Source organism: Streptococcus vulneris, from assembly GCF_019218685.1.
GTDB lineage: Bacteria > Bacillota > Bacilli > Lactobacillales > Streptococcaceae > Streptococcus > Streptococcus vulneris.
Window position 1 is genome coordinate 44,063 of sequence record NZ_JAHUZC010000007.1, and the last position, 26,382, is coordinate 70,444.

Annotated in this window: 27 protein-coding genes; 4 read left to right on the forward strand and 23 right to left on the reverse strand. The window is 41.3% G+C overall.

Annotated features, from left to right (window positions below; translation table 11 throughout):
- The first annotated feature begins 23 nt into the window (after nucleotides 1-23).
- Entirely contained in the window at nucleotides 24-950 is a 927-nt protein-coding gene (gene yidC / locus KUA57_RS05895; protein WP_218493869.1) for a membrane protein insertase YidC, read from the forward strand.
- Nucleotides 951-1,128: 178 nt separating this feature from the next.
- Here the strand turns inward: yidC and KUA57_RS05900 are convergent, their stop codons facing one another.
- From KUA57_RS05900 to KUA57_RS05980, 17 genes are all read right to left on the reverse strand, one after another.
- The gene (locus tag KUA57_RS05900; protein WP_125416614.1) at nucleotides 1,129-2,217 is read right to left on the reverse strand and encodes a sensor histidine kinase; all 1,089 of its coding nucleotides are present in this window, start codon (nucleotides 2,215-2,217) and stop codon (nucleotides 1,129-1,131) included.
- Nucleotides 2,187-2,873: a response regulator transcription factor gene (locus KUA57_RS05905; protein ID WP_020901993.1), complete on the reverse strand. Its 687-nt coding sequence runs from the start codon at nucleotides 2,871-2,873 to the stop codon at nucleotides 2,187-2,189. Before KUA57_RS05905 ends, KUA57_RS05900 begins: the two co-directional genes overlap by 31 nt.
- Before the next feature lie 61 nt (nucleotides 2,874-2,934).
- Entirely contained in the window at nucleotides 2,935-3,654 is a 720-nt protein-coding gene (locus tag KUA57_RS05910; protein WP_020901992.1) for an ABC transporter permease, read from the reverse strand.
- A gap of 1 nt (nucleotide 3,655) precedes the next feature.
- Complete coding sequence (locus KUA57_RS05915; RefSeq protein ID WP_020901991.1) at nucleotides 3,656-4,441, reverse strand: ABC transporter permease; 786 nt, start codon at nucleotides 4,439-4,441, stop codon at nucleotides 3,656-3,658.
- A 1-nt stretch (nucleotide 4,442) separates the two neighbouring features.
- Entirely contained in the window at nucleotides 4,443-5,153 is a 711-nt protein-coding gene (locus tag KUA57_RS05920) for an ABC transporter ATP-binding protein (protein WP_020901990.1), read from the reverse strand.
- 320 nt (nucleotides 5,154-5,473) lie between these two features.
- On the reverse strand, nucleotides 5,474-6,268 hold the full coding sequence (gene pflA, locus KUA57_RS05925; RefSeq protein WP_004255837.1) for a pyruvate formate-lyase-activating protein: 795 nt from the start codon (nucleotides 6,266-6,268) through the stop codon (nucleotides 5,474-5,476).
- A 125-nt stretch (nucleotides 6,269-6,393) separates the two neighbouring features.
- On the reverse strand, nucleotides 6,394-7,644 hold the full coding sequence (locus tag KUA57_RS05930; protein ID WP_218493847.1) for a diaminopimelate decarboxylase: 1,251 nt from the start codon (nucleotides 7,642-7,644) through the stop codon (nucleotides 6,394-6,396).
- Nucleotides 7,645-7,710: 66 nt separating this feature from the next.
- Nucleotides 7,711-8,538, reverse strand: a complete 828-nt coding sequence (gene purR / locus KUA57_RS05935; protein WP_218493848.1) for a pur operon repressor — start codon at nucleotides 8,536-8,538, stop codon at nucleotides 7,711-7,713.
- 104 nt (nucleotides 8,539-8,642) lie between these two features.
- Nucleotides 8,643-9,584, reverse strand: coding sequence for a 3'-5' exoribonuclease YhaM family protein (locus tag KUA57_RS05940; RefSeq protein WP_078237939.1), 942 nt, complete (start codon nucleotides 9,582-9,584; stop codon nucleotides 8,643-8,645).
- Nucleotides 9,574-10,830, reverse strand: coding sequence for a DNA recombination protein RmuC (locus tag KUA57_RS05945; protein ID WP_218493849.1), 1,257 nt, complete (start codon nucleotides 10,828-10,830; stop codon nucleotides 9,574-9,576). The genes KUA57_RS05940 and KUA57_RS05945 overlap by 11 nt, the downstream gene beginning before the upstream one ends.
- A gap of 1 nt (nucleotide 10,831) precedes the next feature.
- The gene (locus tag KUA57_RS05950) at nucleotides 10,832-11,494 is read right to left on the reverse strand and encodes a thiamine diphosphokinase (RefSeq protein WP_125430938.1); all 663 of its coding nucleotides are present in this window, start codon (nucleotides 11,492-11,494) and stop codon (nucleotides 10,832-10,834) included.
- Nucleotides 11,457-12,113, reverse strand: coding sequence for a ribulose-phosphate 3-epimerase (gene rpe / locus KUA57_RS05955; RefSeq protein ID WP_218493850.1), 657 nt, complete (start codon nucleotides 12,111-12,113; stop codon nucleotides 11,457-11,459). The genes KUA57_RS05950 and rpe overlap by 38 nt, the downstream gene beginning before the upstream one ends.
- A gap of 10 nt (nucleotides 12,114-12,123) precedes the next feature.
- Nucleotides 12,124-13,002, reverse strand: a complete 879-nt coding sequence (gene rsgA / locus KUA57_RS05960) for a ribosome small subunit-dependent GTPase A (protein ID WP_218493851.1) — start codon at nucleotides 13,000-13,002, stop codon at nucleotides 12,124-12,126.
- Nucleotide 13,003: 1 nt separating this feature from the next.
- Nucleotides 13,004-13,876, reverse strand: a complete 873-nt coding sequence (gene rsmA, locus KUA57_RS05965; protein WP_218493852.1) for a 16S rRNA (adenine(1518)-N(6)/adenine(1519)-N(6))-dimethyltransferase RsmA — start codon at nucleotides 13,874-13,876, stop codon at nucleotides 13,004-13,006.
- Nucleotides 13,877-13,888: 12 nt separating this feature from the next.
- The gene (locus tag KUA57_RS05970) at nucleotides 13,889-14,185 is read right to left on the reverse strand and encodes a hypothetical protein (protein WP_218493853.1); all 297 of its coding nucleotides are present in this window, start codon (nucleotides 14,183-14,185) and stop codon (nucleotides 13,889-13,891) included.
- 107 nt (nucleotides 14,186-14,292) lie between these two features.
- Nucleotides 14,293-14,859 (reverse strand): ribonuclease M5, encoded by a 567-nt coding sequence (gene rnmV, locus KUA57_RS05975; RefSeq protein ID WP_218493854.1) that lies wholly within the window; start codon nucleotides 14,857-14,859, stop codon nucleotides 14,293-14,295.
- Nucleotides 14,859-15,632, reverse strand: coding sequence for a TatD family hydrolase (locus tag KUA57_RS05980; protein WP_033684736.1), 774 nt, complete (start codon nucleotides 15,630-15,632; stop codon nucleotides 14,859-14,861). The genes rnmV and KUA57_RS05980 overlap by 1 nt, the downstream gene beginning before the upstream one ends.
- Before the next feature lie 156 nt (nucleotides 15,633-15,788).
- On the opposite strand from KUA57_RS05980, the gene KUA57_RS05985 reads away from it, so the two are divergent.
- Entirely contained in the window at nucleotides 15,789-17,633 is a 1,845-nt protein-coding gene (locus KUA57_RS05985; protein WP_201058694.1) for an APC family permease, read from the forward strand.
- 334 nt (nucleotides 17,634-17,967) lie between these two features.
- On the opposite strand, the gene KUA57_RS05990 is transcribed toward KUA57_RS05985, so the two are convergent.
- The 4 genes from KUA57_RS05990 to KUA57_RS06005 form a co-directional block, all read right to left on the reverse strand.
- On the reverse strand, nucleotides 17,968-19,932 hold the full coding sequence (locus KUA57_RS05990; RefSeq protein WP_033681219.1) for a peptide ABC transporter substrate-binding protein: 1,965 nt from the start codon (nucleotides 19,930-19,932) through the stop codon (nucleotides 17,968-17,970).
- A 136-nt stretch (nucleotides 19,933-20,068) separates the two neighbouring features.
- Entirely contained in the window at nucleotides 20,069-20,203 is a 135-nt protein-coding gene (rpmH, locus tag KUA57_RS05995; RefSeq protein WP_000831905.1) for a 50S ribosomal protein L34, read from the reverse strand.
- A gap of 144 nt (nucleotides 20,204-20,347) precedes the next feature.
- A complete protein-coding gene (locus KUA57_RS06000; protein ID WP_000666455.1) occupies nucleotides 20,348-21,562 on the reverse strand; it encodes a pyridoxal phosphate-dependent aminotransferase in 1,215 nt (404 codons plus the stop codon).
- Nucleotides 21,563-21,718: 156 nt separating this feature from the next.
- Nucleotides 21,719-22,021 (reverse strand): hypothetical protein, encoded by a 303-nt coding sequence (locus tag KUA57_RS06005; RefSeq protein WP_218493855.1) that lies wholly within the window; start codon nucleotides 22,019-22,021, stop codon nucleotides 21,719-21,721.
- Nucleotides 22,022-22,182: 161 nt separating this feature from the next.
- Between KUA57_RS06005 and KUA57_RS06010 the strand changes: the two genes are divergently transcribed.
- A complete protein-coding gene (locus KUA57_RS06010) occupies nucleotides 22,183-22,635 on the forward strand; it encodes a universal stress protein (protein ID WP_000079148.1) in 453 nt (150 codons plus the stop codon).
- Between the two features lie 137 nt (nucleotides 22,636-22,772).
- Here KUA57_RS06010 and KUA57_RS06015 read toward each other — a convergent pair whose 3' ends face one another.
- Nucleotides 22,773-24,164 (reverse strand): Cof-type HAD-IIB family hydrolase, encoded by a 1,392-nt coding sequence (locus KUA57_RS06015; protein WP_218493856.1) that lies wholly within the window; start codon nucleotides 24,162-24,164, stop codon nucleotides 22,773-22,775.
- 65 nt (nucleotides 24,165-24,229) lie between these two features.
- On the opposite strand from KUA57_RS06015, the gene KUA57_RS06020 reads away from it, so the two are divergent.
- Complete coding sequence (locus KUA57_RS06020; protein ID WP_218493857.1) at nucleotides 24,230-25,192, forward strand: asparaginase; 963 nt, start codon at nucleotides 24,230-24,232, stop codon at nucleotides 25,190-25,192.
- A 52-nt stretch (nucleotides 25,193-25,244) separates the two neighbouring features.
- On the opposite strand, the gene ccpA is transcribed toward KUA57_RS06020, so the two are convergent.
- Nucleotides 25,245-26,255 carry a catabolite control protein A gene (gene ccpA, locus KUA57_RS06025; protein WP_020900851.1) on the reverse strand — a complete coding sequence of 337 codons (1,011 nt, stop codon included), beginning with the start codon at nucleotides 26,253-26,255 and terminating at the stop codon, nucleotides 25,245-25,247.
- Between the last annotated feature and the right edge of the window lie 127 nt (nucleotides 26,256-26,382).

Consider the following 26,382-nt stretch of genomic DNA (forward strand, 5'->3'; position numbering starts at 1 on the left):
TTTTAAAAGAAGGAATGAACAAATTGAAAGCTATTAAACGTTTTGCCCTCTCAGCTATGGGAGTGGCTATGTTGCTAGTCTTAACTGGCTGTGTCAATGTCGATAAAACCACAGGCCAGCCAACAGGATTGGTTTGGAATACTATCGGAGCGCCTATGGCTGAAGCTATCAAGTACTTCGCTACTGATCAAGGTCTAGGCTTTGGTGTCGCTATCATCATCGTAACCATTATCGTGCGCTTGATTATCTTGCCACTTGGTATCTACCAATCATGGAAAGCAACTCTGCACTCTGAAAAGATGAACGCCCTCAAGCACGTCCTTGAGCCACACCAAACGCGTCTCAAAGAAGCAACTACTCAAGAAGAAAAACTCGAAGCCCAACAAGCTCTCTTTGCCGCTCAAAAAGAGCACGGCATCAGCATGTTTGGTGGTGTAGGATGTTTCCCTATTCTCCTTCAAATGCCTTTCTTCTCAGCTATCTACTTTGCTGCCCAACATACTGAAGGGGTTGCTCAAGCAAGCTACCTAGGCATTCCTCTAGGTTCTCCAAGTATGATTTTGGTTGCCTGCGCAGGTGTCCTTTACTATCTTCAATCGCTCCTTTCACTTCACGGAGTAGAAGACGAAACGCAAAGAGAACAAATCAAGAAAATGGCTTACGTGAGCCCAATCACGATTGTTGTCTTCTCCCTCATTTCACCAGCCAGTGTCACACTTTACTGGGTTGTCGGTGGTTTCATGATGATTCTCCAACAGTTTATCGTCAACTATATCGTTCGTCCAAAACTTCGCAAAAAAGTCCGTGAAGAACTGGCAAAGAACCCACCAAAAGCAAGTACTTTCTCTACACCAAGTGGACGAAAAGACGTTACCCCTGGACAACCAACTGCTATCACAAGCAAGAAAAAACATAAAAATCGCAACGCTGGAAAACAACGTTCGAGATAAGGCTACGTAAATTATCCAATAATTAAAAAAACGAATGAATGATAAATAGTTTTCATCAACTAGATATCATCATTCGTTTTTATTATCTACCGTTACATCTTATACTAATCGAAAACGTTAAATAGTTTAAAAGCTCACATATAAAAAACTATTCAATCATAAATTAACAAGTAAATCACTATGATTTAATACAATTCACAGTTATTAAAACTTCTGCTCCCGCGTCTCTATTTCTAAGCTCAACTCGGCCTTTGTGTAGTTTTGCAACTCTACATACAAAACTAAGTCCAATACCATAATGTTGCTCTTTATACGATCTAGCTTTATCCATACGATAAAAGAGCTTTCCAAAATTATTTAAAACTTCATCTGGAAATTCCGAGCCATTATTCCATATGCCTATTTTCAATTCTTTCTCCTCTTGCTCTACCCTAATGTTAATTTTAGGATTCTGTTTATCGGCGTATTCCAAAGCATTTGTTAAAATATTTTGTATGGCACGAATCAGAAGAGATGGATTTATATAATAGTTTTCAGTTCCTTTCACATTTTGTTCAAAAGAAAACTTCATCTGATTTTTTATCAAAAAAGAGACTTCTTTCTCTAATTCATTGATAAAATCTGAAGAGGAATACTCCGTCCAACCTGTCTCATCATCATAATAGGTTTTAGAATAGTGAATCAATTGATTGAAATAATCTAGTAACTGTTGACTAGCTCTTTCTATATCTGCTAAGCATTCTTGAGATTGGTCGTTTTCAGTTATCGTCTGCAAAAATTCCACATTTCCCCTAATAATGGTTAAGGGAGTTTTTAAATCATGAGAAGCTGCTGAAACCTGAAACATTAAATCTTCCTTCTGCTGTTTCTCATCAACTATTAATTGTCGAATTCTATCTTGCATCACAATAATCCGATTTCCTGTCTCGCGAAATTCTTTAACCGTTAAACTTTCTGTACATTCCTTCTCCAACCACATACTATTTTCATAAATCAAAGTCATTTCATAACTCAGTTTTTTCAACAATTTTCCAATGTGATAACTTATTAGAATAATCAATAAAACACAAATATATATCCATGATGACACATTAAAAAAGATTGATAGAACACCACTATTGTTTAAAGGTTTCCCATCTTCATTTATTTGTATAGATACTGAAGCTAAGGGAATAAGATAGGCCATTAGTAAGCCAAGACTAAACTGCCAAATAATTCTCCAACAGGTTTCTCGAATTAATTGTCTAAAACTTTTGATTCTACCCATTGATATCCTCCACCATACAAGGTTTTAATTGGATTTAATTGATAAGGTTTCAGCTTTTGACGAATTTGATAAATATACTCTGAAACCGAACGTAAAAGAGCTTCGGAACTTTGTGGATATAGATAATTATAAATTTCCTCTATAGAGTATATTCTACTTGGGGTGCTTGCTAAAAGATTCACTATATCAAATTCCCTCCTTGTCAAGGCAATCTTATCATCGTTTACAAATAGTTCCTTACTATCCGTATATAGTATAAGCTTCCCAATCTTTATTTGATGAACATTTCCTTTAGTCCGTTCTTCACGACGCAAGTGCATTTTAACACGTGCTAAAAGTTCTTGCATACTAAAGGGCTTCATAATATAATCATCAGCACCTGCATTGATTCCAGCTACTAAGTCTTCATCCATATCCTTGGCAGTTATAAAACAGATAGGAACAGTTATCTGCTCGCGAATCATCTGACAGATTTCTAAACCACTAACAGGCATCATAATATCTAATAGAATCAAGTCAAAGCCTGTAAAATCACAAAGATCAATCTCTTCTATCTTATTTCGTATGACTACTTCATATTTTTCATATTCTAGTACTTTTTTTATTAGGCGAAGAATAGCAAGATCATCATCTACAACCAAAATTTTATAAGCCATAACTCACCCTCCTGAATATATTATAGCACTAACTGAGAAAAAGACAGGATATCCCCTGTCTTTAGCGTACATTTTTTCCTATAAGTATCAATGTAGCAAATAGAAAAACAATTAATAACCAAACTATTTGTATCCCTAAGCCTTGCCACACTGGATAATAAAGAGACAATGGATAGGTATAAAAACAATTCATACTAGCCAGTAATGGTAAATTTCTAAAAAAAGAACTGAATTGTAATAACATTTGTCCCAACCCCAATAAAAGGGATAAACTTATTCCCAAAATTAAGATAAAAGACTGGGAAATAAATACAAAAATACCACTTAAAAGAGAGAAGGTTAGAATAGAAATACAAGCTGGAAATAGAATTGTTAGAACATGTTTAATATTACTCAAAAGATTGATATTGTAGTATCCTTGCGCGATTAGTATGCATAATGATATTACAGCAACCAATAATACAATTTCCATACATAATACAATAGCTAGTTTACAGATTATAAATATCAAACGATTTGGACATGTAAGAAAACTGGTACGAAGGCTAGAACCTGTAAATTCTTGACCTATAAATAGAACAGCTAGACTAATGAAACCCGCCTGTCCTAAATAGAGACTTTGCAGTAGCTGTTCCAAAACAAACTGTAGGGTCAACTGGTCTGGCTTATTATTTAAAAAAATAACTAACGCTGGAACACACAGTAATAGAGCACCTATAATCAACCAGTGCCACGGATTCATAATAAACTTGAGATACTCACTTTTAAGTTGCTCTTTCAACTTATTCACCTCCTCCAATATCTGACTTAAGTAAGCGGTAGATTGCTAAAGCCAAGAATGAGAAGTTCCAACAAAGTAAAAGTAAAATATTTTGTAAACTATTATATTCTAAAATTTGAGGAGATGTAGCAATCAATCCTTGCCCCAATGCAACTGGAAGAAATTTTGCAACCGATATATAGTTTGCTAAGAATGTTCCTAAATTGTAGACTTGAGGAAGCAAAAATAATAGAGGAACAATGGCTGTTTTAAATGTCAAAGCCATAATATAGGCCAGCAGTCCCAACAAAGTCCAAGCTATACTGGCTAAAAATATATAGAACCAAACTGTTCCATTTAGTAAAAAAAGCAATAAGCCATCTTGTCCTAAAACATAATGTGTCATGTTAATTGTCAAGAATATTGATAGAAAGGAAATGATAAAAGAAAATATAAGCCAAACTAATGTTTTTGAAACTAGGAAAGTACTTCGATTTGTAACAGAGAGGAGGCTTGTACGAATAGCCAAGCCTTTGTATTCCTCGGCTCCGTAAATTGAGCCTAGGATAATCATAATAAAAACACCAAATAAAGTGACATCAAAACCTAAAAATTCAATAGGAGGTAAGGCCTCTGCTAAATCTGGATTTGTCTCTGGTGTAGCATGGATACCAACTGAAACAATTTGAGAAGCACCAATATTTGCTAAAAACGTTTGAAATACCAGTATCAAGAATAGTACAACATGAGTAGCTCTATTATAAAGTAATTTCAATATTTCAGAATGAAGAGAGTAAATAAGTGCCATGTCACTTCCCTCCCTCTGTTAAACTAAAGAAGACTTCCTCTAGTGAAGAAAGATTTTTCATCACTTCTTGTAAAGTCCCTTTTATAAGAACTTTTCCTTTATTTATGATAACTACATCATCTGTTACTGCTTCCACTTCCGATAATATATGAGATGACAGTAAGACGGTCTTCCCTTCTTGAGCTTGTTTTTTTATAAACTCTCTAAACCACCGAATTCCTCTTGGATCCAACCCATTAGTCGGTTCATCCAATATCAGATATTGAGGATTTCCTAATAGAGCTGTTGCAATTCCCAAGCGTTGTCCTTCTCCTAATGATAATTTCCCAATTTTAGATTTTTTCTTATGACTAATATCCACCATATCCAAGACTTGTTCAATTCGCTGACTGGATATCCCATTACTAGCAGCAACAATTTTCAAATGTTGATAAACAGTCCGATCATCAGGAGCTCCTACACTGTCAAATGAAGCTCCTACAGTCTTTAGAGGAAATTTTAATTCCTTATAAGTTTGATCTCCAATTTTGGTAAGACCAGATGTTGCTTTGTCTAATCCTAATAAAATACGTAAGGTTGAACTTTTACCAGCTCCATTTGGACCCAGGAAAGCAGTCACTTTACCTGCTTTTGCTTCAAAAGAAATATCTTTTAAAATTTGAGTTTGGCCATACGACTTACATAAATTTTTAATGGTAATACTTTGTTCCATAGATGTTCTCCTATTCTATTTAATATTTCTAAAAGTAACTATATCTTATACACTCATTTTCGGATTTTTTTCAGAATTTAGAGAGTAAAAAAGATTTAATACTCAATGAAAATCAAAGAGCAAACTAGGAAGCTAGCCGCAGGCTGCTCAAAACACGGTTTTGAGGTTGTAGATAAGACTGACGAAGTCAGTCACATATATACGACAAAGCGACGCTGACGTGGTTTGAAGAGATTTTCGAAGAGTATAAAATTTTGTTTCATTTAATTATCTATATTTGTGTAAATTTAAAAGCCCGATGTTTCCATCAGGCTTCTTTTTTATCCATGTACACGTTTCATATAGTCTTGGTAACTTTCAGTATCCATGAGTTTCTTAGCATTCTTGACGCGGTCTGCTGTTGGTGGTTTAACCCCTTCGAGTGAATATGGAATTCCCAATTCACGCCATTTGAATTCTCCCATAGTGTGATAAGGTAGAATTTCAAACTTATCAACATTTTTAAGGGTCTTGACGAATTTACCAAGTTCAATCAAGTCATCATCTCTGTCTGTCAACCCTGGAACTAGCACGTGGCGAATCCAGACAGGTTTTCCAATATCTGATAAATACTGGGCACAGGCCAAGATATTTTTATTGGTTTGGCTAGTAACAATCTTGTGCTGTTCTTCGTTGATTTCTTTGATATCCAAGAGGACCAAGTCAGTGACAGCCATGAGTTTGTCAAACTTCTCAAGGTAACGTGGTTTATTACGGAAAGGAAGGGCACAGGTGTCCAAAGTACAGTGGATTCCTTGTTCCTTAGCCTTGGTGAAGAGAGCAATCAGGAAATCAATCTGCAAGAGGGCTTCTCCTCCACTGACTGTAATACCGCCCTTATTTCCCCAGAAACCGCGGTAGCGCAAGGCCTCTGTCAAGACATCATCTACCGTCCGTTCACGTGACTTATTGGACTCCATAGCCCAAGTATCCGGGTTATGGCAATACTGGCAACGCATGTGACAGCCCTGCAAAAAGACAATAAAGCGAATACCAGGGCCATCTACCGCCCCAAAACTTTCTGTCGAATGCACCATTCCTGTCACTTGTCCATAATCAATTGTTTCTTCAGACATATCGTTACCTTCCTTGAAAACGTTTTATAGTTTTATTATATCACGACTTGAAGGAAAAACAAGATTTTTGCCTATTTTTTAGAAAGCAATCTGTTTTTCAATTTCATTTTCAATTACTTATCATTTTATTCTTCAAAATCAAAGCCATACAAGGTTGCAAAGTAGTCCTCAGGGCGCTCTGCACGGCGGATTTGACGGGCTTTACCTTCTTCGGTATAGAGGATTTCCGCAGAACGAAGTTTGGCATTGTACTGGTAGCCCATTGAAAAACCATGAGCACCTGTATCATGAATTACCAGCAAATCACCGATTTCTGTATGAGGTAGTTCACGATTTACTGCAAATTTATCATTGTTTTCACAGAGTGAACCAACCACATCTACAACTTCAGCTGGTCCATCTGGATGGGTCAGATTGGTAATATGGTGGTAGGCTCCGTACATGGCTGGACGCATGAGGTTGACTGCTGATGCATCCACACCTAGATAGGTACGGTAGGTTTCCTTCTTATGAGTGACTCTTGTGACCAAAGCACCGTGAGGTGCCAACATAAAACGACCCAATTCGGTGAAAATCTTAACCTGACCAAGACCTGCTGGCGTAAGGACCTCTTCATACACCTTACGAACTCCCTCACCAATCAAGGCAATATCATTTGGCTCCTGGTCTGGACGATAGTTGACACCAATACCGCCAGAAAGATTGATAAAGTCTAGCGAAATGCCCAACTTTTCCTTGATTTCAACAGCCAATTCAAAAAGCTGACGAGCCAACTCTGGGTAATAGAGATGGGTGACGGTATTGGACGCTAGGAAGGAGTGAATCCCAAAAGTCTTGGCTCCTTTTTCCTTCAAGATGGCAAAAGCTTCAAAGAGCTGGTCCTTGGTCATACCAAACTTGGCTTCTCCAGGATTGTCCATAATATCTGTTCCCAGTTCAAAAACGCCTCCAGGATTGTAACGACAAGAGATAATTTCTGGAATGCCTGCTGCACGCTCTAGATGTTCAATATCTTCAAAGGCATCCAAGTTAATGGTCGCACCCAATTTACGCGCATAGGCATATTCCTTGTCTGGCGTGTTGTTTGAAGAGAACATAATCTCAGAACCAGGAAAATCCAGTTTATGACTCATCAAAAGCTCTACATAACTAGAGCAGTCTACACCACAGCCTTCCTCTTTGAGGATTTTCAAGATGGCTGGGGTTGGAGTAGCCTTAACTGCAAAATATTCCTTAAAGCCCTTGTTCCACGAAAAAGCTTGGTTAACGGCTCTTGCCTTCTCACGAATCCCCTTCTCATCATACAAGTGAAAGGGAGTCGGGAACTCAGCAACAATCGCTTCTAAGTCTTCTCTATTGATAAATGGTGTTTTCATATGCTTCCTTCTATTCTATTTGCAAAGAAAGGCTGGGACAATCGTTCCAACCTTTAGTTCTATCTCTTATTTATCTTCGTCAAAGATATTACCAACCTCAACATCGATAGTTTGGTTCTTGACATCAATATTGGTTACCTTCAAGAGTGACTTGTAGTCAAACTGCTTTTCACGTTCTTCTTGGGCATTGTCCGCAAAGACTGCAACACCTGCTAGTTCTGAGTCGAACTCACGCAAGAGACTAATCATCCCGTTGACAGTTCCGCCACCTTTCAAGAAATCATCCACAATCAAAACACGGCTACCTGCCTTGAGACTACGTTTCGAAAGGAACATTTTCTCAATACGGTCACCACTTGAACCTGATACATAGTTGACGCTGACAGTTGAACCTTCGGTAATTTTCAGGTCACGGCGCACAATGACAAAAGGAACATTGAGGACATTGGCAACTGCATTTGCAAGTGGCACACCCTTCGTCGCTACTGTCATAACCGCATCAATTTTTTGGTCCATAAAGCTCTTGGCAATAATGCGACCAATATTTTTCAAGATGGCTGGTGTGCTAAGCAAATCAGAGAGGTAGATATAACCACCTGGCAAGATACGATCACTTTCTGACAACTTGGCACGCAAGTCCTCAACCATTTTCTTGGCATCATGGCTCGAAATAGATGGTGTAAAAATGACACCTCCACCAGCACCAGTTACTGTTTGGATATGACCGATTTCAATTTCTTCAAAGGCGCGTTTGATAATGACGATATCTTCTGAGATGGATGATTTAGCAGATTCATACTTTTCAGCAAAAGTATTGAGACTAGTTAGTTGATAAGGATTATTAATCAAATAGTTGGAAATGACAACCATCCGATCACTTCTTCTTAATTTCATTTCTATTTCCCACTTCATTTAATTTTGATATTTTATCTATTATACCATATTCACATAAAAAAACGAACATTCTTATCCTAAAAATGCTCATTTTTCTTAAATTATTAATCTAAATCTGGTTTATAGAAGGAACGATTGTCCATAGCGAAGATTTTATTGGTCATCTCTCCTTTGTCTACCAAAGCAAGAGCAGTTGACATCATCATCATGCTAGCATCCAGATTGTCAATCATATGGATAATCTCTGCTTCCATAATGCGTGGACGGACTGGGCTTCCATACTCAAGTAAGCCGTGGTGACTGAGGATGACGTGACGAAGCAGAACAACTTCTTCCTTGGTATCATCGATACCGAGCTCCATCACTGTCTTGGTAATTTCACTATCAATGAGAGCAATATGCCCAAGAAGATTACCTCTGACCGTGTACTCGGTCTGGTCTGGTCCCGTTAACTCGATGACCTTAGCCAAGTCATGCAGCATAATCCCAGCATAGAGCAGGCTCTTATTGAGCTGAGGATAGACTTCGCTAATAGCATCCGCCAAACGCACCATGGTCGCCGTATGATAAGCCAAACCCGTTTCAAAGGCATGGTGATTAGTCTTGGCAGCTGGATAGGAGTAAAATTCCTTATCATACTTGGTGTAGAGCTTTCGAACAATCCGTTGCCAAACAGGATTTTCAATTTTAAAAATCATTTGCGACATGTAGTCACGGATTTCCCTGACATCAACTGGCGACTTGACCTTGAAATCAGCTGGATCATTGGGTTCACCAGGCTGAGGCAAGCGGAGGGTAATTTGATTGACTTGAGGGGTGTTGTTATAAACTTCTCGGCGTCCTTTCATGTGGACAACCTTACCTGCGGTAAAGGCCTCAACGTTATGAGGTTGAGCATCCCAGAGTTTCCCTTCAATCTCGCCACTATCATCTTGGAAGGTAAAGGCTAGGTAGTTTTTCCCAGCGCGAGTTTGTCTAAGGTCAGCTGACTTGATTAGGTAAAAGCCTTCAAACAGCTCATCTTTTTTCATGTGACTAATCTTCATATTCTTCCTCATTTTCTTGGAAATGGAGTAGATCAAGCGCAGGCTCACCTTCTGACAACTCAATGTGACGGAGCGTCCGCTCGATAGCTGTGGTGCGACGGTTTAATAATTCATCAATATTGCCAGAGGCATGTTGGAGATGTTTTTGTGCCTTGACCAGAATACCACCAAACTTGCCAAACTCGGTTTTGACACTGGCAAGCGTCTTGCTGATATGGTCGGCACTCTTTTGGATATTAAGGGTTTTGAAACCAACTGATAGGGAATTGAGAAGAGCTGATAGGGTACTTGGACCTGCGACAATAATCTGCTCCTCCCGTCTCAAATCATCAAAGAAGACCGGATTGCGGACGATTTCTGAGTAGAGACCTTCTGTCGGAACAAACAAAACTCCAAAATTGGTCGTCCGAGGTGGTGCTATGTACTTGCTCTTGATATCCTTGGCAAAACGCTTGACACTTGCTAGGAGTGACTTGCGACAGCGTTCGATTTCATCCTTGTCACCTGCTTCATAGGCTTCTTCTAAGCGGTAGTAATCTGCCAGTGGAAACTTGGAGTCAATCGGTAAGTAGACATATTCCAGGTCACCCTGTCCAGGCAACTTGATGGCATACTCCACTCGTTCACTAGAGTTTTCAACCGTTGCGTATTCTCGTTCATACTGGGCAGGGGTCATGATGTCCTCAATAATTTGCCCCAATTGCAATTCTCCCAGAATCCCTCGTGTCTTGGTTCCAGAGAGAACCTTGTTGAGGGCTCCGACATCGCGGGCAACTGTCTGCATTTCTCCAAGACCACGATTGACAGACTCCAATTGCTTGGAAACTGTCTCAAAGGAAGCCTGTAGGCGTGTCTGCAAGGTCTTTTCTAGTTTTTCCTCGACGGTTTGGCGCATTTGTTCCAAACGTTGCTCATTTGATTCCTGCAAGGCTTGGAGACGTTGGTCAGTCTTATCCCTGGTTTGGAGGAGATTCTCAGTCATTTCTTGACGGACCTGAGTTAAGCCTTGGTGCAATTCGATTCTCACTTCTTGCAGGCGATCGCTGACAGCCACTTCCAAGTCTTTTTGATCTAACTGGCTGGCTTGTCTGGCTTGTTCAAAACGGTAATCCAACTGGTCTGACAAATGATCTGCCTGATCCTCCAAGCTCTTGGCTAGATGTTTTTCCTGCTTATCCTGCCTTTGCCAAATCAGAAAGAGGCCAGCTAGATTGGCAATCAATAATAGAACAAGTAAACTTTCCATTCTACCTCCTGTCCTTGCTATGCAGCACGACCACATAACCATCTGGGCAAGTCACCGACACTTCCCTATCTATATATTCGTTAGAAGTGTACACTTTTTTAAAGAAAAAATTGTCCTCTGTCAACTCATACTTGGCTCCGAGAATGGTAAGCTGGCTATCTCGAACCGGCATAAAAGCTAGATAATCGTAGTCTGAACGAGGTTCTAGCTGACTGGTTCCTTCTGGACAATAGGCAATCAAATTTTGCCCATCCTCAATCGCTATCTGACGCATATAGGGAGCCAACTTGGGATTGCTAGGTAAAAAGACATTGGCCAACATATGGTCAATACGGCCACCCAAAGCACCAAAAATAGTGACCTGAGCCTGAGGATTTTTCTCAAAGATAGTCAAGAGAGCCAATTCCAAATCGGTATCATCCTTTTCTGGTCGGGCTTGGACAAAATACTGGGCACGTTTTTGAATCACCTGTCGCTCTTCTTCGGTCACAGAATCAAAATCTCCGACTGCTAGAGCAAGAGGTAGTTTTTCCTCCAAGACCCAGAGCGAGCCTCGATCCACACCGACAAAGCAATCAAAGTCCGTCCGATAGTGACCGCGGTCTCCGCCTGCAAAAACAGCAACCCTAGTCCAGTTGTTTTCTGAGAGTTTGTACTCGCTCATTGACATCTCCCTTAAAGACATAGGAACCTGCTACAAAAACAGTCGCACCAGCTTCTTTGGCTAGAGCAATAGTTTGGTCATCAATCCCGCCATCCACTTCGATTTCAAAGTTCAAGCCTTTTTCATCACGAAGAGCAACCAACTCACGGACCTTATCCATGGTTTCAGGCAGAAAAGCTTGACCACCAAATCCAGGATTAACTGTCATGACTAAGACTTGGTCAACTAGGTGAAGAACGTGCTTAATCGCCTCGACAGGCGTACCAGGATTGATAACGACTGAAGGCTTGACACCGAGTGAGCGAATTTTTTGGAGGGCGCCATGAATATGAGGCGTTGCTTCCACATGGATGCTGATGATATCTGCACCTGCACGCGCAAAATCTTCTAAATGATGCTCAGGGTTTGACACCATCAAGTGGCAATCGAAAACCATCTTACTATGAGGGCGAAGAGCTTCGACCACACCTGCACCAAAACTGATTTGTGGCACAAAGTGCCCATCCATGATATCGATATGGGCATATTCTGCACCAGTTGCTTCTAGACGTTTGATTTCACGTTCAAAGTTGGCATAATCTGCTGCCAGAATTGACGGAGCAATCTTGTATTGAGACATAGGTTTCTCCTTATTTTGGAATTTTTTTGCTGACTTTTTTATAGGTTTCTCTGCGATTTTCAATTTCACTGAGGAATTGCAGGTAGTTGTCAAAACGGAAGGACGCAATGGCACCCTCTTCGACAGCTGGCTTGACTGCACAAGACGGCTCATGGGTATGGGTACAGGTACGGAATTTGCAGTCTCGGCTAACACTAGCAATCTCTGGAAAGGCCTGATTGAGGTCTTCCGCCGTTGATACTTCATAGTCCAAGGATGAAAAACCTGGTGTATCTGCGATTTTACCCCCATTAAGGTTGTAAAAACTAACAGCTCGAGTGGTATGGCGCCCGCGACCTAGACTGTCTGAAATTTCTCCTGTTTCAAGATTGAGGTCTGGTGCGATTTTATTGAGAAGAGTTGATTTCCCAACGCCCGTCTGCCCCATAAAGACTGTCACCTTGCCTGTTAACAAGGGCAGGAGTTCCTCTTTACTGGTCACAAAGTCATAGCCGATGTCACCATAAGTCTGTTCATAAAAATCCAGTTCTCCTCTATCTTCCAACAAATCCATTTTGGAAATATAGACGATGGGATGGATGCCCTTGTGCTCCAAAAGAACCAAGAAACGATCCAGCAAATTGCTGTTAAAATCAGGTTCCTTGACGGACATGATTACTACAGCTTGGTCAATATTGACAATAGGCGGACGAACCAGACTATTTTTCCGTTCGTGAATCTTGAGAATATAGCCCTCTGAATTTTCCTCGGCAGAAAAATCGACCCAATCCCCGACATAGGGTGTGTGGCCTTTTTTACGAAAATTTCCACGCGCTCGTGTCTGATAAACCTGGCCATCACTCTCTACATAGTAGAAGCCTGCTAAGGCTTTAATGATTTGTCCCTGCATTTTAGAGCCCTTGCCCTTTAAGCGCGTCTGCTAAGCTGGCAAATTCTGCCAAGCTGAGCGCTTCCCCACGCACACTTGGTGACAAGCCTGCCTGATCCAAAGCCTTGGTCAGCTTGTCCTTGATCTCTTCAGTCTTGCCAAAGCAACCTGTCAAGTTGTTCCATAAGGTCTTGCGGCGATGAGTGAAACTTGCCTTGGAAACCTTAAAGAAGAAGTTCTCATCTTCCACTGCTACAGCTGGTTCTGGACGGCGCACCATTTTCAAGATAGCCGAGTCCACATTTGGCGCTGGCACAAAGACCGTACGAGGCACGATAAAGGCAACCTTGGCAGTCATGTAATACTGCACCGCAATCGACAAGCTGCCGTAGGCTTTGGTGTTTGGCTGGGCTGAGATACGATCTGCCACCTCTTTCTGCATCATGACCACAAACTCACTAAAAGGAATGCCACTTTCAATCAAGTGCATGAGAATAGGCGTCGTGATGTAGTATGGCAAGTTAGCCACTACCTTAATTGGCAGGTCAGGATTTTTGAAATTCTGGATATGTTGCGCCAAGTCAACCTTGAGAATGTCCTCGTTAACTACGGTCACATTATCAAAATCACGCAGGGTATCTGCCAAAATTGGCACCAAACGGTGGTCAATCTCAAAAGCCATGACCTCTGCTGCACGCTCAGCCAGAAACTCGGTCAAGGCACCAATCCCTGGCCCGATTTCGATAACATTGACCTGGTCATCAATTTCAGCCGTATCCACGATCTTTTGAAGGATATTAGTATCCGTCAGGAAATTTTGCCCAAAGGATTTTTTAAAGGTAAAACCGTGACGCTCTAGCACTGCCTTGGTCACGCTATAATCTGCAATTCTCATTTATTCTCTTTTCTAATATGAACGACGATATATCCAAACAAAATCATTTCCTCTAGAGCCCTGATGAATCAGGTCTTTTAAATAAACATTTGGATTCGTCAGTTCTTTTGTTTCCGTATTATAACTTGTTATTGTCTTTCCACCATGTCGTAAAAGCCATTCTGTATCTAAGCTAGGTAAATATCTGTCCTTTTGAAGAAAACTACAAAGCTCCTCAACTGTCATATCCTCCGGGATATCAAGATCTATCTGATGAGAAAAAACATCATCTCCCATACAGATAGATTCTCTATCAACTCGTATTTTCATTTCACTCTTCCCTTTTAAACATCTATTTAAATATTATCAAAGTGAATCCCCTGACATAAATCTACTTACTTCTATTGTAACACATTCCCCTTGTATTTGGGGTCTGCTTAACTATTCTCATAAGATTTCATAGCTTCTTCCACTTCTGCCAAGGTAACCCCAAATAACTCTAAGCGCTTGAGGAGTTGCTTGCCGTTAGAATAGCCGATTCGGAGAGCCTCTCCCAAATATTCTCTGCGCTTACGGCTATCTGCCCCTGCTAGAAAACCAAGGCGAATCAAGTCGCTACGACTGATATCAAACTGACTCTCATGTTCAAATTGTTCTGTCACCTGAGCTAGAGCCGTTTTCAGGTCTTCATAGCTGGCATGCTCAATTCCCAGAGAACGCCCCTTGCTCTTGGACTTGGGAACAGCTTCATCTCGTTTGAGAAAGGCATGCTGAACTGTTGGAATGGCCGTCATAATCATGCGGCGAATCCGCTCCCCATTAAAATCTGGGTCTGTAAAAACGATGACCCCATGACGCTGGTGCAGGCGCTGAATACGTGCAATATCTTGCTCATTGATGGCAGAACCTCGTGTCTCATAGGTCTCTACATCGAAATAGCGTTTGAGATTGGCCGTATCATCGCGCCCTTCGACCACGATAACTTGGGAAATTTTTTCTTTCATTACTTGCTGTCCAATCCAAAAATTCGTTCTGCATTTGCAGTTGTTATCGCCGCTAGCTCTTCTGTCGTCATACCACGTAAGTCGGCGATAAAGTCCACTACATAGCGAGTGTAGGCTGTTTTATTTTCACGACCACGTTTAGGAACAGGAGCCAAGTAAGGCGCATCCGTCTCCACCAAAATCTTGTCCAAAGGAAGTTCTCTAGCCGCCTCTTGGATGTCGGTGGCCTTCTTAAAAGTCACCACTCCTGAGAAGGAAATAGTCATGCCAAGCGCGACAAACTTCTCTGCCCACTCAAGCGTCCCTGAAAATGAGTGCATAATCCCACCACGAGGACCAACGCCCTCACTTTTGATAATCTCATAGGTATCTTCCAGCGCATCACGAGTATGGACAACAAAAGGTAAATCCAAGTCCTTAGATAACTGAATCTGACGGCGAAAAACCTGCTCCTGCACCTCTTTTGGCGCTGTCATCCAATGGTAGTCCAAACCAATCTCACCTAAAGCAACAACCTTGGGATGCTTGAGCTTATCAAGCAAGTAGGCTTCAATCTCCTCCGTGTAAGTCCCTGCTTCTGTCGGATGCCAACCAATAGTCGCATAGAGCTGGTCATACTCATCTACCAACTCCAAGGCACGCTCAATCGTCGGTTTATCAAAACCAACAATATTCATCTGTGTCACACCCATCTCAGCAGCTAAGGCGATTTCTTCTGCCTCATGACCTGCAAATTCTTCTACATTCAAGTGTGTATGTGTATCAAAAATCATCTCTTCTAACCTCGTTTTCTATCTTCTATTATACCAAAAAACTGCCCTCTCTCCTCATCTGTACAAAATATTCTAAAATCCATCGTCGTCTCTTGACGCTATTTTCCCAAAGCAGTATAATAGCACTTATTGAAATTTTCAGAAAAGGAAAATACAATGTTTACAAAATTAAAACAGACCTTTATCGGTCGTCCTCTTAAGTCCTTAACAGAAGGCGAGGGAGGTCTGCTGGGAAAAATGCAGGCCTTGGCCATGTTGTCAAGCGACGCTCTATCTTCCATTGCCTATGGGCCTGAGCAAGTAGTCCTCGTCTTGGCTAGTCTCTCTCCTCTTGCGATATGGTGGAGTCTTCCTATCGGCCTCTTTGTCCTCCTGCTCCTAGCTAGCCTGACCGTCTCCTACCGTCAAATCATCCATGCCTACCCTCAAGGAGGAGGGGCCTATATGGTTACTCGAGAAAATCTATCTCCCGAACTTGGCTTAATTGCTGGAGGTAGTCTGCTGGTTGACTACATGCTGACCGTAGCAGTATCTGTTTCATCTGGAGCGGACGCTATCACAGCGGCTCTCCCTGCTCTCCACCCTTACAACCTTCACATCTCCATTTTTCTAGTTTGCTTGCTTATGCTCTTGAATTTACGGGGCTTAAAAGAATCTGCAAGTTCACTGATGATTCCTGTCTATCTCTTTATCATCAGTACTATCTTTCTCTTGCTCTACGGAATCTTTCAACTAATGACAGGGTCTCTCAGCTATCAGGCAACTTCACCTATTGGGCATGCTGTTCCGAGCCTGTCTATCGTTCTCATTCTAAGAGCCTTTACCAGTGGCTCTGCCTCTCTGACAGGGGTTGAAGCTATTTCAAATGCCGTTCCCTTTTTCAAGGCTCCAAAAGAAAAGAATGCCGCTCAAACCTTGACCATTATGTCACTGATTTTAGGTTTTCTTTTTGCAGGCATTACCTTCCTAAACTACTGGATGGGGATTCTGCCTCAACACGGAGAAACTATTCTTTCACAGATGGCTCAAGGCATCCTTGGTAATTCCTTCTTAGGTCACCTTGGCTATTATATCTTCCAATTCTCCACAGCCTTGATTTTAGCCGTAGCTGCAAATACTGGCTTTTCGGCCTTCCCTATGCTAGCTTACAATATGGCTAAAAACAAATACATGCCCCATCTCTTTATGGAAAAAGGAGACCGCCTAGGCTACTCCAATGGAATTTTAACTCTGGCTTTTGGAGCTATGATTCTTCTTCTCATTTTTAATGGCAATACAGAACGCTTGATTCCTCTTTATACTATCGGAGTCTTCGTTCCCTTCGCCCTATCTCAGACTGGGATGATTCGTCATTGGAAAAAGGAAAAAGGAGCAAATTTCTTAAAACCTGCTCTTGCTAATATCATTGGGGCAATCATTTGCTACGCGATTGTACTAATCTTGCTCTTTTTCCGTCTCAGTGATATCTGGCCTTTCTTCCCGATTATTCTCGTACTCACCCTACTCTTCTTGGCCATTCACAGTCATTACCAAAAAGTGGCCCAACAACTGCGTCTCTATGAAGGAATCGAAAAACGTACCTACGATGGCAATCTGGTTCTCGTCCTCGTAGGAAATGTCACCCGTGTAAGCGTTGGAGCTATTAACTACGCTCAAAGTATCGGAGATGAAGTCTTAGCAATGCACATTTCTACTAAGGAAACAGCAGAGAAAGACCAAGAAATTCTCCAAGAATTTGCCGATTACTTCCCCACTATTACTCTGAAAAACATCAAGACCAGCTACCGTGACATCATTACGCCTACTGTCAAGTATGTCAAACGGATATCCGAGGAAGCCCAGAAAAAGAACTATACAGTCACTGTTCTGGTACCCCAGTTTATCCCTAATAAACCTTGGCAAAATATCCTGCACAATCAGATGAGCCTCAAACTAAAATACGCCCTCCGTTGGCACCAGGACGTCGTTGTCGCTAGCTACTCCTATCACTTAAAAGAATAAAGAAAAGGCCCTACCAGAAGCGAGAAGCGTCTGATAAGGCCTTTTTCTGAAACCAGTCACTATGCCTATACTCAATGAAAATCAAAGAGCAAACTAGGAAGCTAGCCGCAGGCTGCTCAAAGCACTGCTTTGAGGTTGTAGATGAAACTGACGAAGTCAGCTCAAAACACTGTTTTGAGGTTGTAGATAGAACTGACGAAGTCAGCTCAAAACACTGTTTTGAGGTTGTAGATAGAACTGACGAAGTCAGTAACATATATATACGGTAAGGCAACGCTGACGTGGTTTGAAGAGATTTTCGAAGAGTATTAACTGAAAAGCATGACTAGGAATATCATTGAATGTGGTTAGCTAAATCTTCCTGAGCTTTTTTATTTGACTCAGCTTTTTCTTTCAGCCATTTTTCATAGAGTTCTTGGTACTGTTTAGCAGTTACTGGCTCTTTTTGCAATTCAACATATTTGTAGTTGTCAGAATCTCCTTTGTGCCCAACAAATGAGAATGGACCTGTAAACGGAACTGTCTTACGGAAAATTGGATTAGCTCCTCCACTTTGAACAGGTAGGAAGAGAGCACTATCTGTCAACCAAGCTTGAACTTCGGCAAATTTTTCATAGCGAGCTTGAGTATCTGTGATTTCCGCATCAGCCTGATCCAAGAGTTTCTTATAGTCAGAAAGACCAATCTTGTCCTTAACTTCCTTATCTTTTCCTTCAGACAAGCCCATGTTTTTCAACTGAGAACCAGAGTCTGGATCCAAGAGATCAAGATAGGTTTTCGGATCTGAGAAGTCCCCACTCCAACCCGAGATATCAATGTCGTAATCCTTTTGATCGGCGGTGTCCGCAAAGAAAGTTGCCTGGTCTTTTTCATCTGGAGAAAGTTGGATAACGTCGATAACTACATTATCCTTACCAAGAGTTTCTTCCACAGTTTGTTTGAAAGAGCCAGCCTGTTGCACATCTAACTTAGCAGTTTGGTCAACTGGCATATCCAAATGAATTGGGAAAGTTACTCCCTGAGCTTGCAGGCTTTCTTTGGCCTTAGCAAACTTCTCTTTGGCCTTTTCAGGATTCAAGAAGGCTTGCTTACCATCATTTAGGTTGATGTTTGCCCAATCTTTACCGTAGTTGACAATTTTCTCATTGACAATGTCACCGAAGTTCTTATCGCCAACTTGGACAAAGTTACTTGGTGTAACTGTGTTACGCAAGATACGATCTGCTCCATCTTCACCATTTGTCTGTGCTGCATAGGCATGACGGTCAAAGGCAAAGTTGATAGCCTGACGGAAATCCTTATTTTGCATAGCTGCACGTGAATCTGTCTTTTCCTTATCAGACTGTTTCATAGTCTGCTTGTAGCTTTGACGATTAACGTTGAAAAGATAATAGAAAGTAAGTGAGTTTTGCGGTGTGTAGGTAATCTTGTCCTCATTCCCCTTTTTGAGTTCAGCAAACACTGAACTTGTAGGGAAGATACGTCCGTCTGTATAGTTTCCCTCTAAGAAACCTCGGGCCAAACTATCTTGGTCTGAACCGTCAAAGAAAGAGAGTTTCACTTTCTCAATTTTGACATTGTCCTTATCCCAATAGTTAGGATTTTTATCAAATTCAATCAAAGATTTGGATGTGAAGGACTTAAACAAGTAAGGACCATTTGACAAGATACTTGACGGTGTCACACTTCCAAAGTCATCTCCCTTAGCCTTCAAGAAGGCTTCATTTACCGGACTAAGGATACTTGCTGTTGTTTTAGAGTTCCAATAAGTCTCTGGTTGATTGAGGGTGTATTGTAGTGTGTAATCATCCACCGCCTTAACACCAACAGTCCCAAAATCAGATGATTTCCCTTCAACATAGTCTGCTAGCCCTTTGATAGAGTCTTGTACCAAGTACAAGTTTTCAGCCTTTTTATCAGCCGCATACTTGAGACCAGTCACAAAGTCATGAGCTGTTACGTCCGCATACTCTTCTCCTTCAGAAGTGTACCATTTAGCTCCCTGACGGATTTTATAAGTGTAGGTCAAACCATCTTTTGACACAGTCCATGACTCAGCCATAGAAGGAATGAGATTGCCATACCGGTCATTTTCCAACAAACCATCAATCAAGTTGGTTGTGATGCTAGAAGTGGAACCACGTGTTGAAGTAATGTAGTCCAATGTATCCGGATTGCTGGCAAATACATAAGAGTAGGTTTTATCTGCATTACTTGATTGGGAAGACCCACATGCTGCTAAAGCTAGACCTGCTGTCAAAGCCATAGCTCCAAAAAGCATAACTTTTGATTTCTTCATGATTATTCTCCAATTTTACAGTATGTGAAATATTATACACTATTTAAGTAAAAACATAAAGCTTTTTGTACTTTTTTACAAAAATAAAAATCAGTAGACTCGAGTTCCTACTGATTTTTGATAGAATTCGTTTGGATTATGCAGCCAAAACTTTGCGTCCTTTACGACGACGAGCTGCCAATACGCGACGACCGTTTTTAGTTGACATACGGTTACGGAATCCGTGTTTGCGCGCACGACGAAGTTTACTTGGTTGATAAGTACGTTTCACGATGAATACCTCCTCATAGATTTTGTATTCGTTTAGCCGGCTATAAAGTGATCAGTTACTAAACATACTTTACTATTCTATCTGATTCTTTCACTTTTGTCAATAGCTCTAGACAAATGTTTCCAGCTTTTTCGAATGTAAGCCCTATCTACGATACTGTTTCAAGAAACGAGTCATCTTTTCTTGGATTTGGGCTAGTTCATCAACACGAGGAAGGTAAACGATACGGAAATGGTCTGGTTCCTGCCAGTTGAAGCCTCGACCATGAACCAAGAGAACCTTTTCCTGCTTCAAGAAATCAAGGACAAATTGCTCATCATCATCGATACGGTACATATTGCGGTCGATTTTAGGGAAGATATAGAGCCCAGCCTTGGGTTTAACCGCAGACAAACCTGGAATATCTTGAATAGCATTGTAGATGAAGTTTCTTTGTTCATAAATCCTACCACCTGGAAGGAGCAATTCATCGACTGATTGGTGACCACCCAAGGAAGTTTGCACGACTTGTTGAGCTAAAACGTTAGAGCAAAGGCGCATATTGGACAGCATATTGAGCCCTTCGATATAGCCCTTGACATGAGTCTTAGGTCCAGACAAGACCATCCAACCTACACGGAAACCAGCGATACGGTGAGATTTTGATAGACCATTCATGCTGACACAGAAAACATCTGGTGCCAAGCTAGCGACAGGCGTATGCACATGACCATCCATGACCATGCGGTCGTAAATTTCATCCGCAAAGATAATCAAATCATTTTGACGGGCAATCTCAATAATCTCCAGCAAGAGTTCCTTAGGATAAAGGGCTCCAGTTGGGTTGTTTGGATTGATAAGGACGATTGCCTTGGTGTTGGAAGTGATTTTTGACTTGATATCGTCAATATCTGGGTACCATTCTGCAGCTTCATCACAGATATAGTGAACGGCATTTCCCCCAGCTAGGCTAACAGCTGCTGTCCAGAGAGGATAGTCTGGCATTGGCACCAAGACTTCATCCCCGTTGTCCAAAAGCCCCTGCATGGACATGACAATCAACTCACTGACACCATTTCCAAGGTAGATATCATCAATATCTACATTTGGGAATTTCTTCAATTGGCAATACTGCATGATGGCCTTACGGGCTGAGAAAATCCCTTTGGAGTCAGAATATCCTTCACTATCACGCGCATTCATAATCAAGTCATGAATGACCTCGTCTGGCGCTGTAAAGCCAAATTCTGCTGGATTTCCTGTATTCAGACGTAAAATCTTTTCTCCGTTTGCTCGCATCCGCATGGCTTCTTCCAAAACAGGACCACGGATATCATAAGCAACATGCTCTAACTTACTAGACTTGTTATATTCTTTCATCTTGTTTCCTCAATTCATCAGGATAGTAACATTATACCACTAGAAAGAAAATGCGACAAGTTTACTGAAATGTGTTACTAGATTAAGATAGAAGAAAAACCTCGCTAAAAGCGAGGCTAAGACAGGGGAGATAGCAGGTATTTTGCGAAAGTCACATCACATACCAAAAGATAAACCTAGAAAAAGCAAGCCTAAAAAGGAGTCATAAAGAAGATTGAACATGAGAAAAAGTCCCCATATCATCAAGTAATCCCAACGCCCACTTCGTTTTGCAACTAGGAATAAAATTAGATGGTAGAGTACATGAAAGACTAAAAAGCCGATAAAACCTGGATAAAGAAACGGTACCAGACTCTCTAATTGCCAGATCATGATAACTTCTAGCAAGACTGAAACTAGGATGATTCCATAATAAAGGAAATTTGATTTTTTTGTTTCTTGAAAAGAGTGCTTCGTCATTCTCCCTCCCTTCACTTCTTTCCTGCTATCCTTTCTTTTATTTTATCATATATTTATATAGATTTTAATCGATAACATTCTTTTGAAAAATACTTTTTTTGCTTTACTTCTATAGTGAAAAGGTTTACAATTATAGTAAGAAAATTTCAGGAGGTTTCATTATGGCACAACGTTACCAAAATATCATGGTCGCAATCGATGGTTCTAAAGAAGCAGACTTGGCTTTTGTCAAGGGAGTTCATTCTGCTCTACGAAACGACGCTAAACTCACCATCGCACATGTCATTGACACACGCGCTCTCCAAAGCGTATCCACCTTTGATGCTGAAGTTTATGAAGAACTCCAAGTCGACGCTGAAAGTCTGATGAAAGAGTACGAAAAACGTGCTAAAGATGCTGGTGTGGCAGATGTTCATATCGTCATTGAAATGGGAAATCCAAAGACCCTACTGGCACGTACTATTCCCGATGCTGAGGAAGTGGACCTCATCCTCGTTGGCGCAACTGGTCTCAACGCCTTTGAACGCCTCTTGGTCGGTTCTTCATCTGAATACATCCTCCGCCATGCTAAGGTTGATTTGCTGGTTGTGAGAGAACAAGAAAAAACCTTATAGTCACGAAGAAAAGGAGCTCAGCGCTCCTTTTTGTTTACTATTTATACTCTTCGAAAATCAAATTCAAACCACGTCAACGTCGCCTTGCCGTACTCAAGTACAGCCTGCGGCTAGTTTCCTAATTTGCTCTTTGATTTTCATTGAGTATTATTTCTCTCTTTATGACGCTCATAAGCCTTGAGCTGGCGCTGCAGTTCCTTTTTAATAGCAGGTTCTGGAGCATATTTTTCTTCCCAATCATCTGGTTTTAAGATTTTATGGGTCACTGGATCAAAGTGAGCCTTGCCATCTGGAAAAATTTTCCCCATATTGGCATGATGAACAATATCAAAAATACGTTCTGGGTCCACCCCCATCAAGACAAAACTACCGTAGGTGAAATAAAGCGTGTCAATCAAGGCATCCACTTGCCCTATCAAATCTTGCTGAGCAGGGGTCTTCTTGGCTACTTTATCTGCCGCCTTATCAAGAGCTTGATGAAGTTGCAATAGAGCTTGATCAAAGTCCTCTTCAGAAGGACTGGCAGCTCGAACAAATTCCACCAATTCTTCTATTTTAAAGCCAGCCCTGTGGGTTGCACCTTCTAAATCCCAAGCTCGAGGTTCTTCTTGGGTTCGTTCATCCATCATGTGGTGGAAGGTCTTGACCTTATTGAAATGATAGTCACGGCTGACAAAGACTTTTTCTGAGGCCAGAACACCAAAATGTTCTAGGGCCTTGTGGATTCCATCTTGCTGGTTGCTGGTAGTGATGTGCTTGGCAACTTCCTTGACACTGCTACTACCATTTCCCATAGCGACCGACATACCTACACCCGCCAGCATTTCTAGGTCGTTATCGGAGTCACCAAAGGCCATGACTTGGTTGAGATCAAAACCATATTCTTTCCCAACTCGTCGAATGCCTTCCAATTTAGAGTTTCCTTGATTGATGACATCTGCTGCAAAAGGATTGCTACGTGTCAATTTCAAATCTTCAAAATCAGCTGCTGCCTTCTCAGATTCTTCTGGTGTCATCAGCATCAAAACTTGGTAGATAGGCTGATTCATCAGATGAAGCAGGTCTTCTTCCTTTTGGGGAACAACCTTGCTGACCATACGATTAAAGGAATGACTCACTGTCCGAGTTAAAACTGAGGGAACGAAGCGACTGATTCGTTGGGAAAAAGAACCCAAACCAAACGACATGATTTTAGAACCCAACATGGCATCCTTGGTCCCTAGGGCAATCTCCTTACCCTCTTTTTTAGCATAAGTAATAAGCTGGCGCAAATGTAACTTGGAAATAGGACTCGTGAATAAGACTCTGTCTTTAGTAAAGATATACTGGCCATTATAGGTTACCGCAAAGTCCAAATCCAAATCGTCCATCAATTCCTTAACAAAAAAAGGTCCTCGTCCTGTCGCTACGCCGACAAGTACCCCTTGTTCTTTGACGATTTTAATCGCGTCCTTAGTGGATTTCAAAACACTCTTGCGATCGTTGACCAAGGTTCCATCGATATCAAAAAAAACAGCTTTGACTTCCATCCTATCCCAATCTCCCCTTTTGTGATACAATGATTATACCACATTTCAGAAAGAGTGAGTAAATCATGCCTAAGAAAATCCTTGTTTTACATACGGGTGGGACTATTTCTATGCAGGCCGATGCTTCTGGCGCTGTTGTGACGAGTTCAGATAATCCCATGAACCATGTATCCAACCCACTTGAAGGAATCCAAGTCCACGCCTTGGACTTTTTTAACCTACCAAGCCCCCATATCAAACCCAAGCATATGCTGGCTCTCTACCAGAAAATCAAAGAGGAAGCAGATAACTACGATGGGGTTGTGATTACACATGGAACCGATACTTTAGAGGAAACAGCCTATTTCCTTGATACAATGGAAGTTCCCCATATGCCTATCGTTCTAACAGGTGCCATGCGCAGCTCCAACGAACTCGGCAGTGATGGTGTTTATAATTATCTGAGTGCTCTACGAGTGGCTAGCGATGACAGGGCTGCTGACAAAGGAGTTTTGGTCGTTATGAACGATGAAATCCACGCTGCCAAGTATGTCACCAAAACACATACGACCAACGTCAGCACCTTCCAGACTCCAACACACGGGCCGCTTGGCCTGATTATGAAACAGGAAATCCTCTACTTCAAAACAGCTGAACCTCGTGTCCGCTTTGACCTTAATCACATACAAGGCTTAGTCCCTATCATCTCTGCTTATGCTGGTATGACAGATGAGCTGATTGATATGCTGGATTTGGAACAATTGGACGGTTTGATTATCCAAGCCTTCGGAGCTGGTAATATTCCCAAAGAAACGGCTGAAAAGTTAGAAAGCCTTCTACAAAAAGGAATCCCAGTCGCCCTGGTTTCACGATGCTTTAACGGTATCGCTGAGCCTGTTTATGCCTACCAAGGCGGGGGCGTGCAGTTGCAAAAATCTGGTGTCTTCTTTGTTAAAGAACTCAACGCCCAAAAAGCCCGCTTAAAACTCCTCATTGCCCTCAATGCTGGATTAAAAGGACAAGCCTTAAAAGACTATATGGAAGGCTAACCTCTTCTCTAGAAAGCAAAATCAGGAAATCTTCACGATTCCCTGATTTTTTCTATTTACGTTTTCGTGTTGAACGACGTTCTGTCAAACCATGAGGTAAGAGAACTTCACGTTCTTCCAACTCTTCCTTGTGCATAATCTTAGTCAACATACGCATACTGATGGCACCAAGGTCATAAAGAGGTTGAGCAATCGTTGTCAAGTTTGGACGGGTAAAGCGTGAGATTTGTGAATCATCACTAGTAATGATTTCAAACTCTTCTGGCACTGACACACCGTGGTCAGCCAAACCATTCAAGACACCTGCTGCCAATTCATCACCTGTTACAACTGCTGCAGTTGCATTTGATGAAATCAAGCGTTCTGCCAAGGCATAGCCGTCTTCATAAGTGTATTTAGATTCAAATACCAATCCTTCGCTATAAGAAATCCCTGCTTTTTTCAAGGCTTCCTTGTAACCAACCAAACGAACCTTACCATTGATATCATCCACTAGTGGACCGCTAACGAACGCAATGCGCTCATTTTCTTTAGCAAGGTAGGTCACTGCGTCAATCGTAGCTTGTTTGTAGTCAATATTAACACTTGGGAGTTGATGCTCTACATCCACTGTTCCCGCAAGAACAACTGGTGTCCGAGAACGCGAAAACTCTGAACGAATTTTTTCAGTCAAGTGGTAACCCATAAAGATAATACCATCCACTTGCTTAGAAAATAGTGTATTGACAACTGAAACTTCCTTGTCATCATCCTCATCACTGTTAGCAAGGACGATATTGTACTTGTACATTTCAGCGATATCATCAATCCCTTTGGCAAGCGTTGAGAAATAACCATTAGTGATATTTGGAATCACAACACCGACAGTGGTTGTCTTCTTACTTGCAAGACCACGCGCCACGGCATTTGGACGGTAATCCAAACGATCAATCACCTCAAGTACTTTTTTACGGGTATTCTCTTTTACATTCTTATTGCCATTAACTACACGGCTAACCGTCGCCATTGAAACTCCTGCTTCACGGGCGACATCATAAATCGTTACTGTATCGTCTGTATTCATTCCATTTCCTTTCTATATCATACCTCACGAGACTCCAAAAAAAGAGACGGTATGAAAATTTCGTTTTCATGATTCTACTTATTCCATTTTATCACTATTTGTAAACACTTTCAAGCATTTTTTGAAG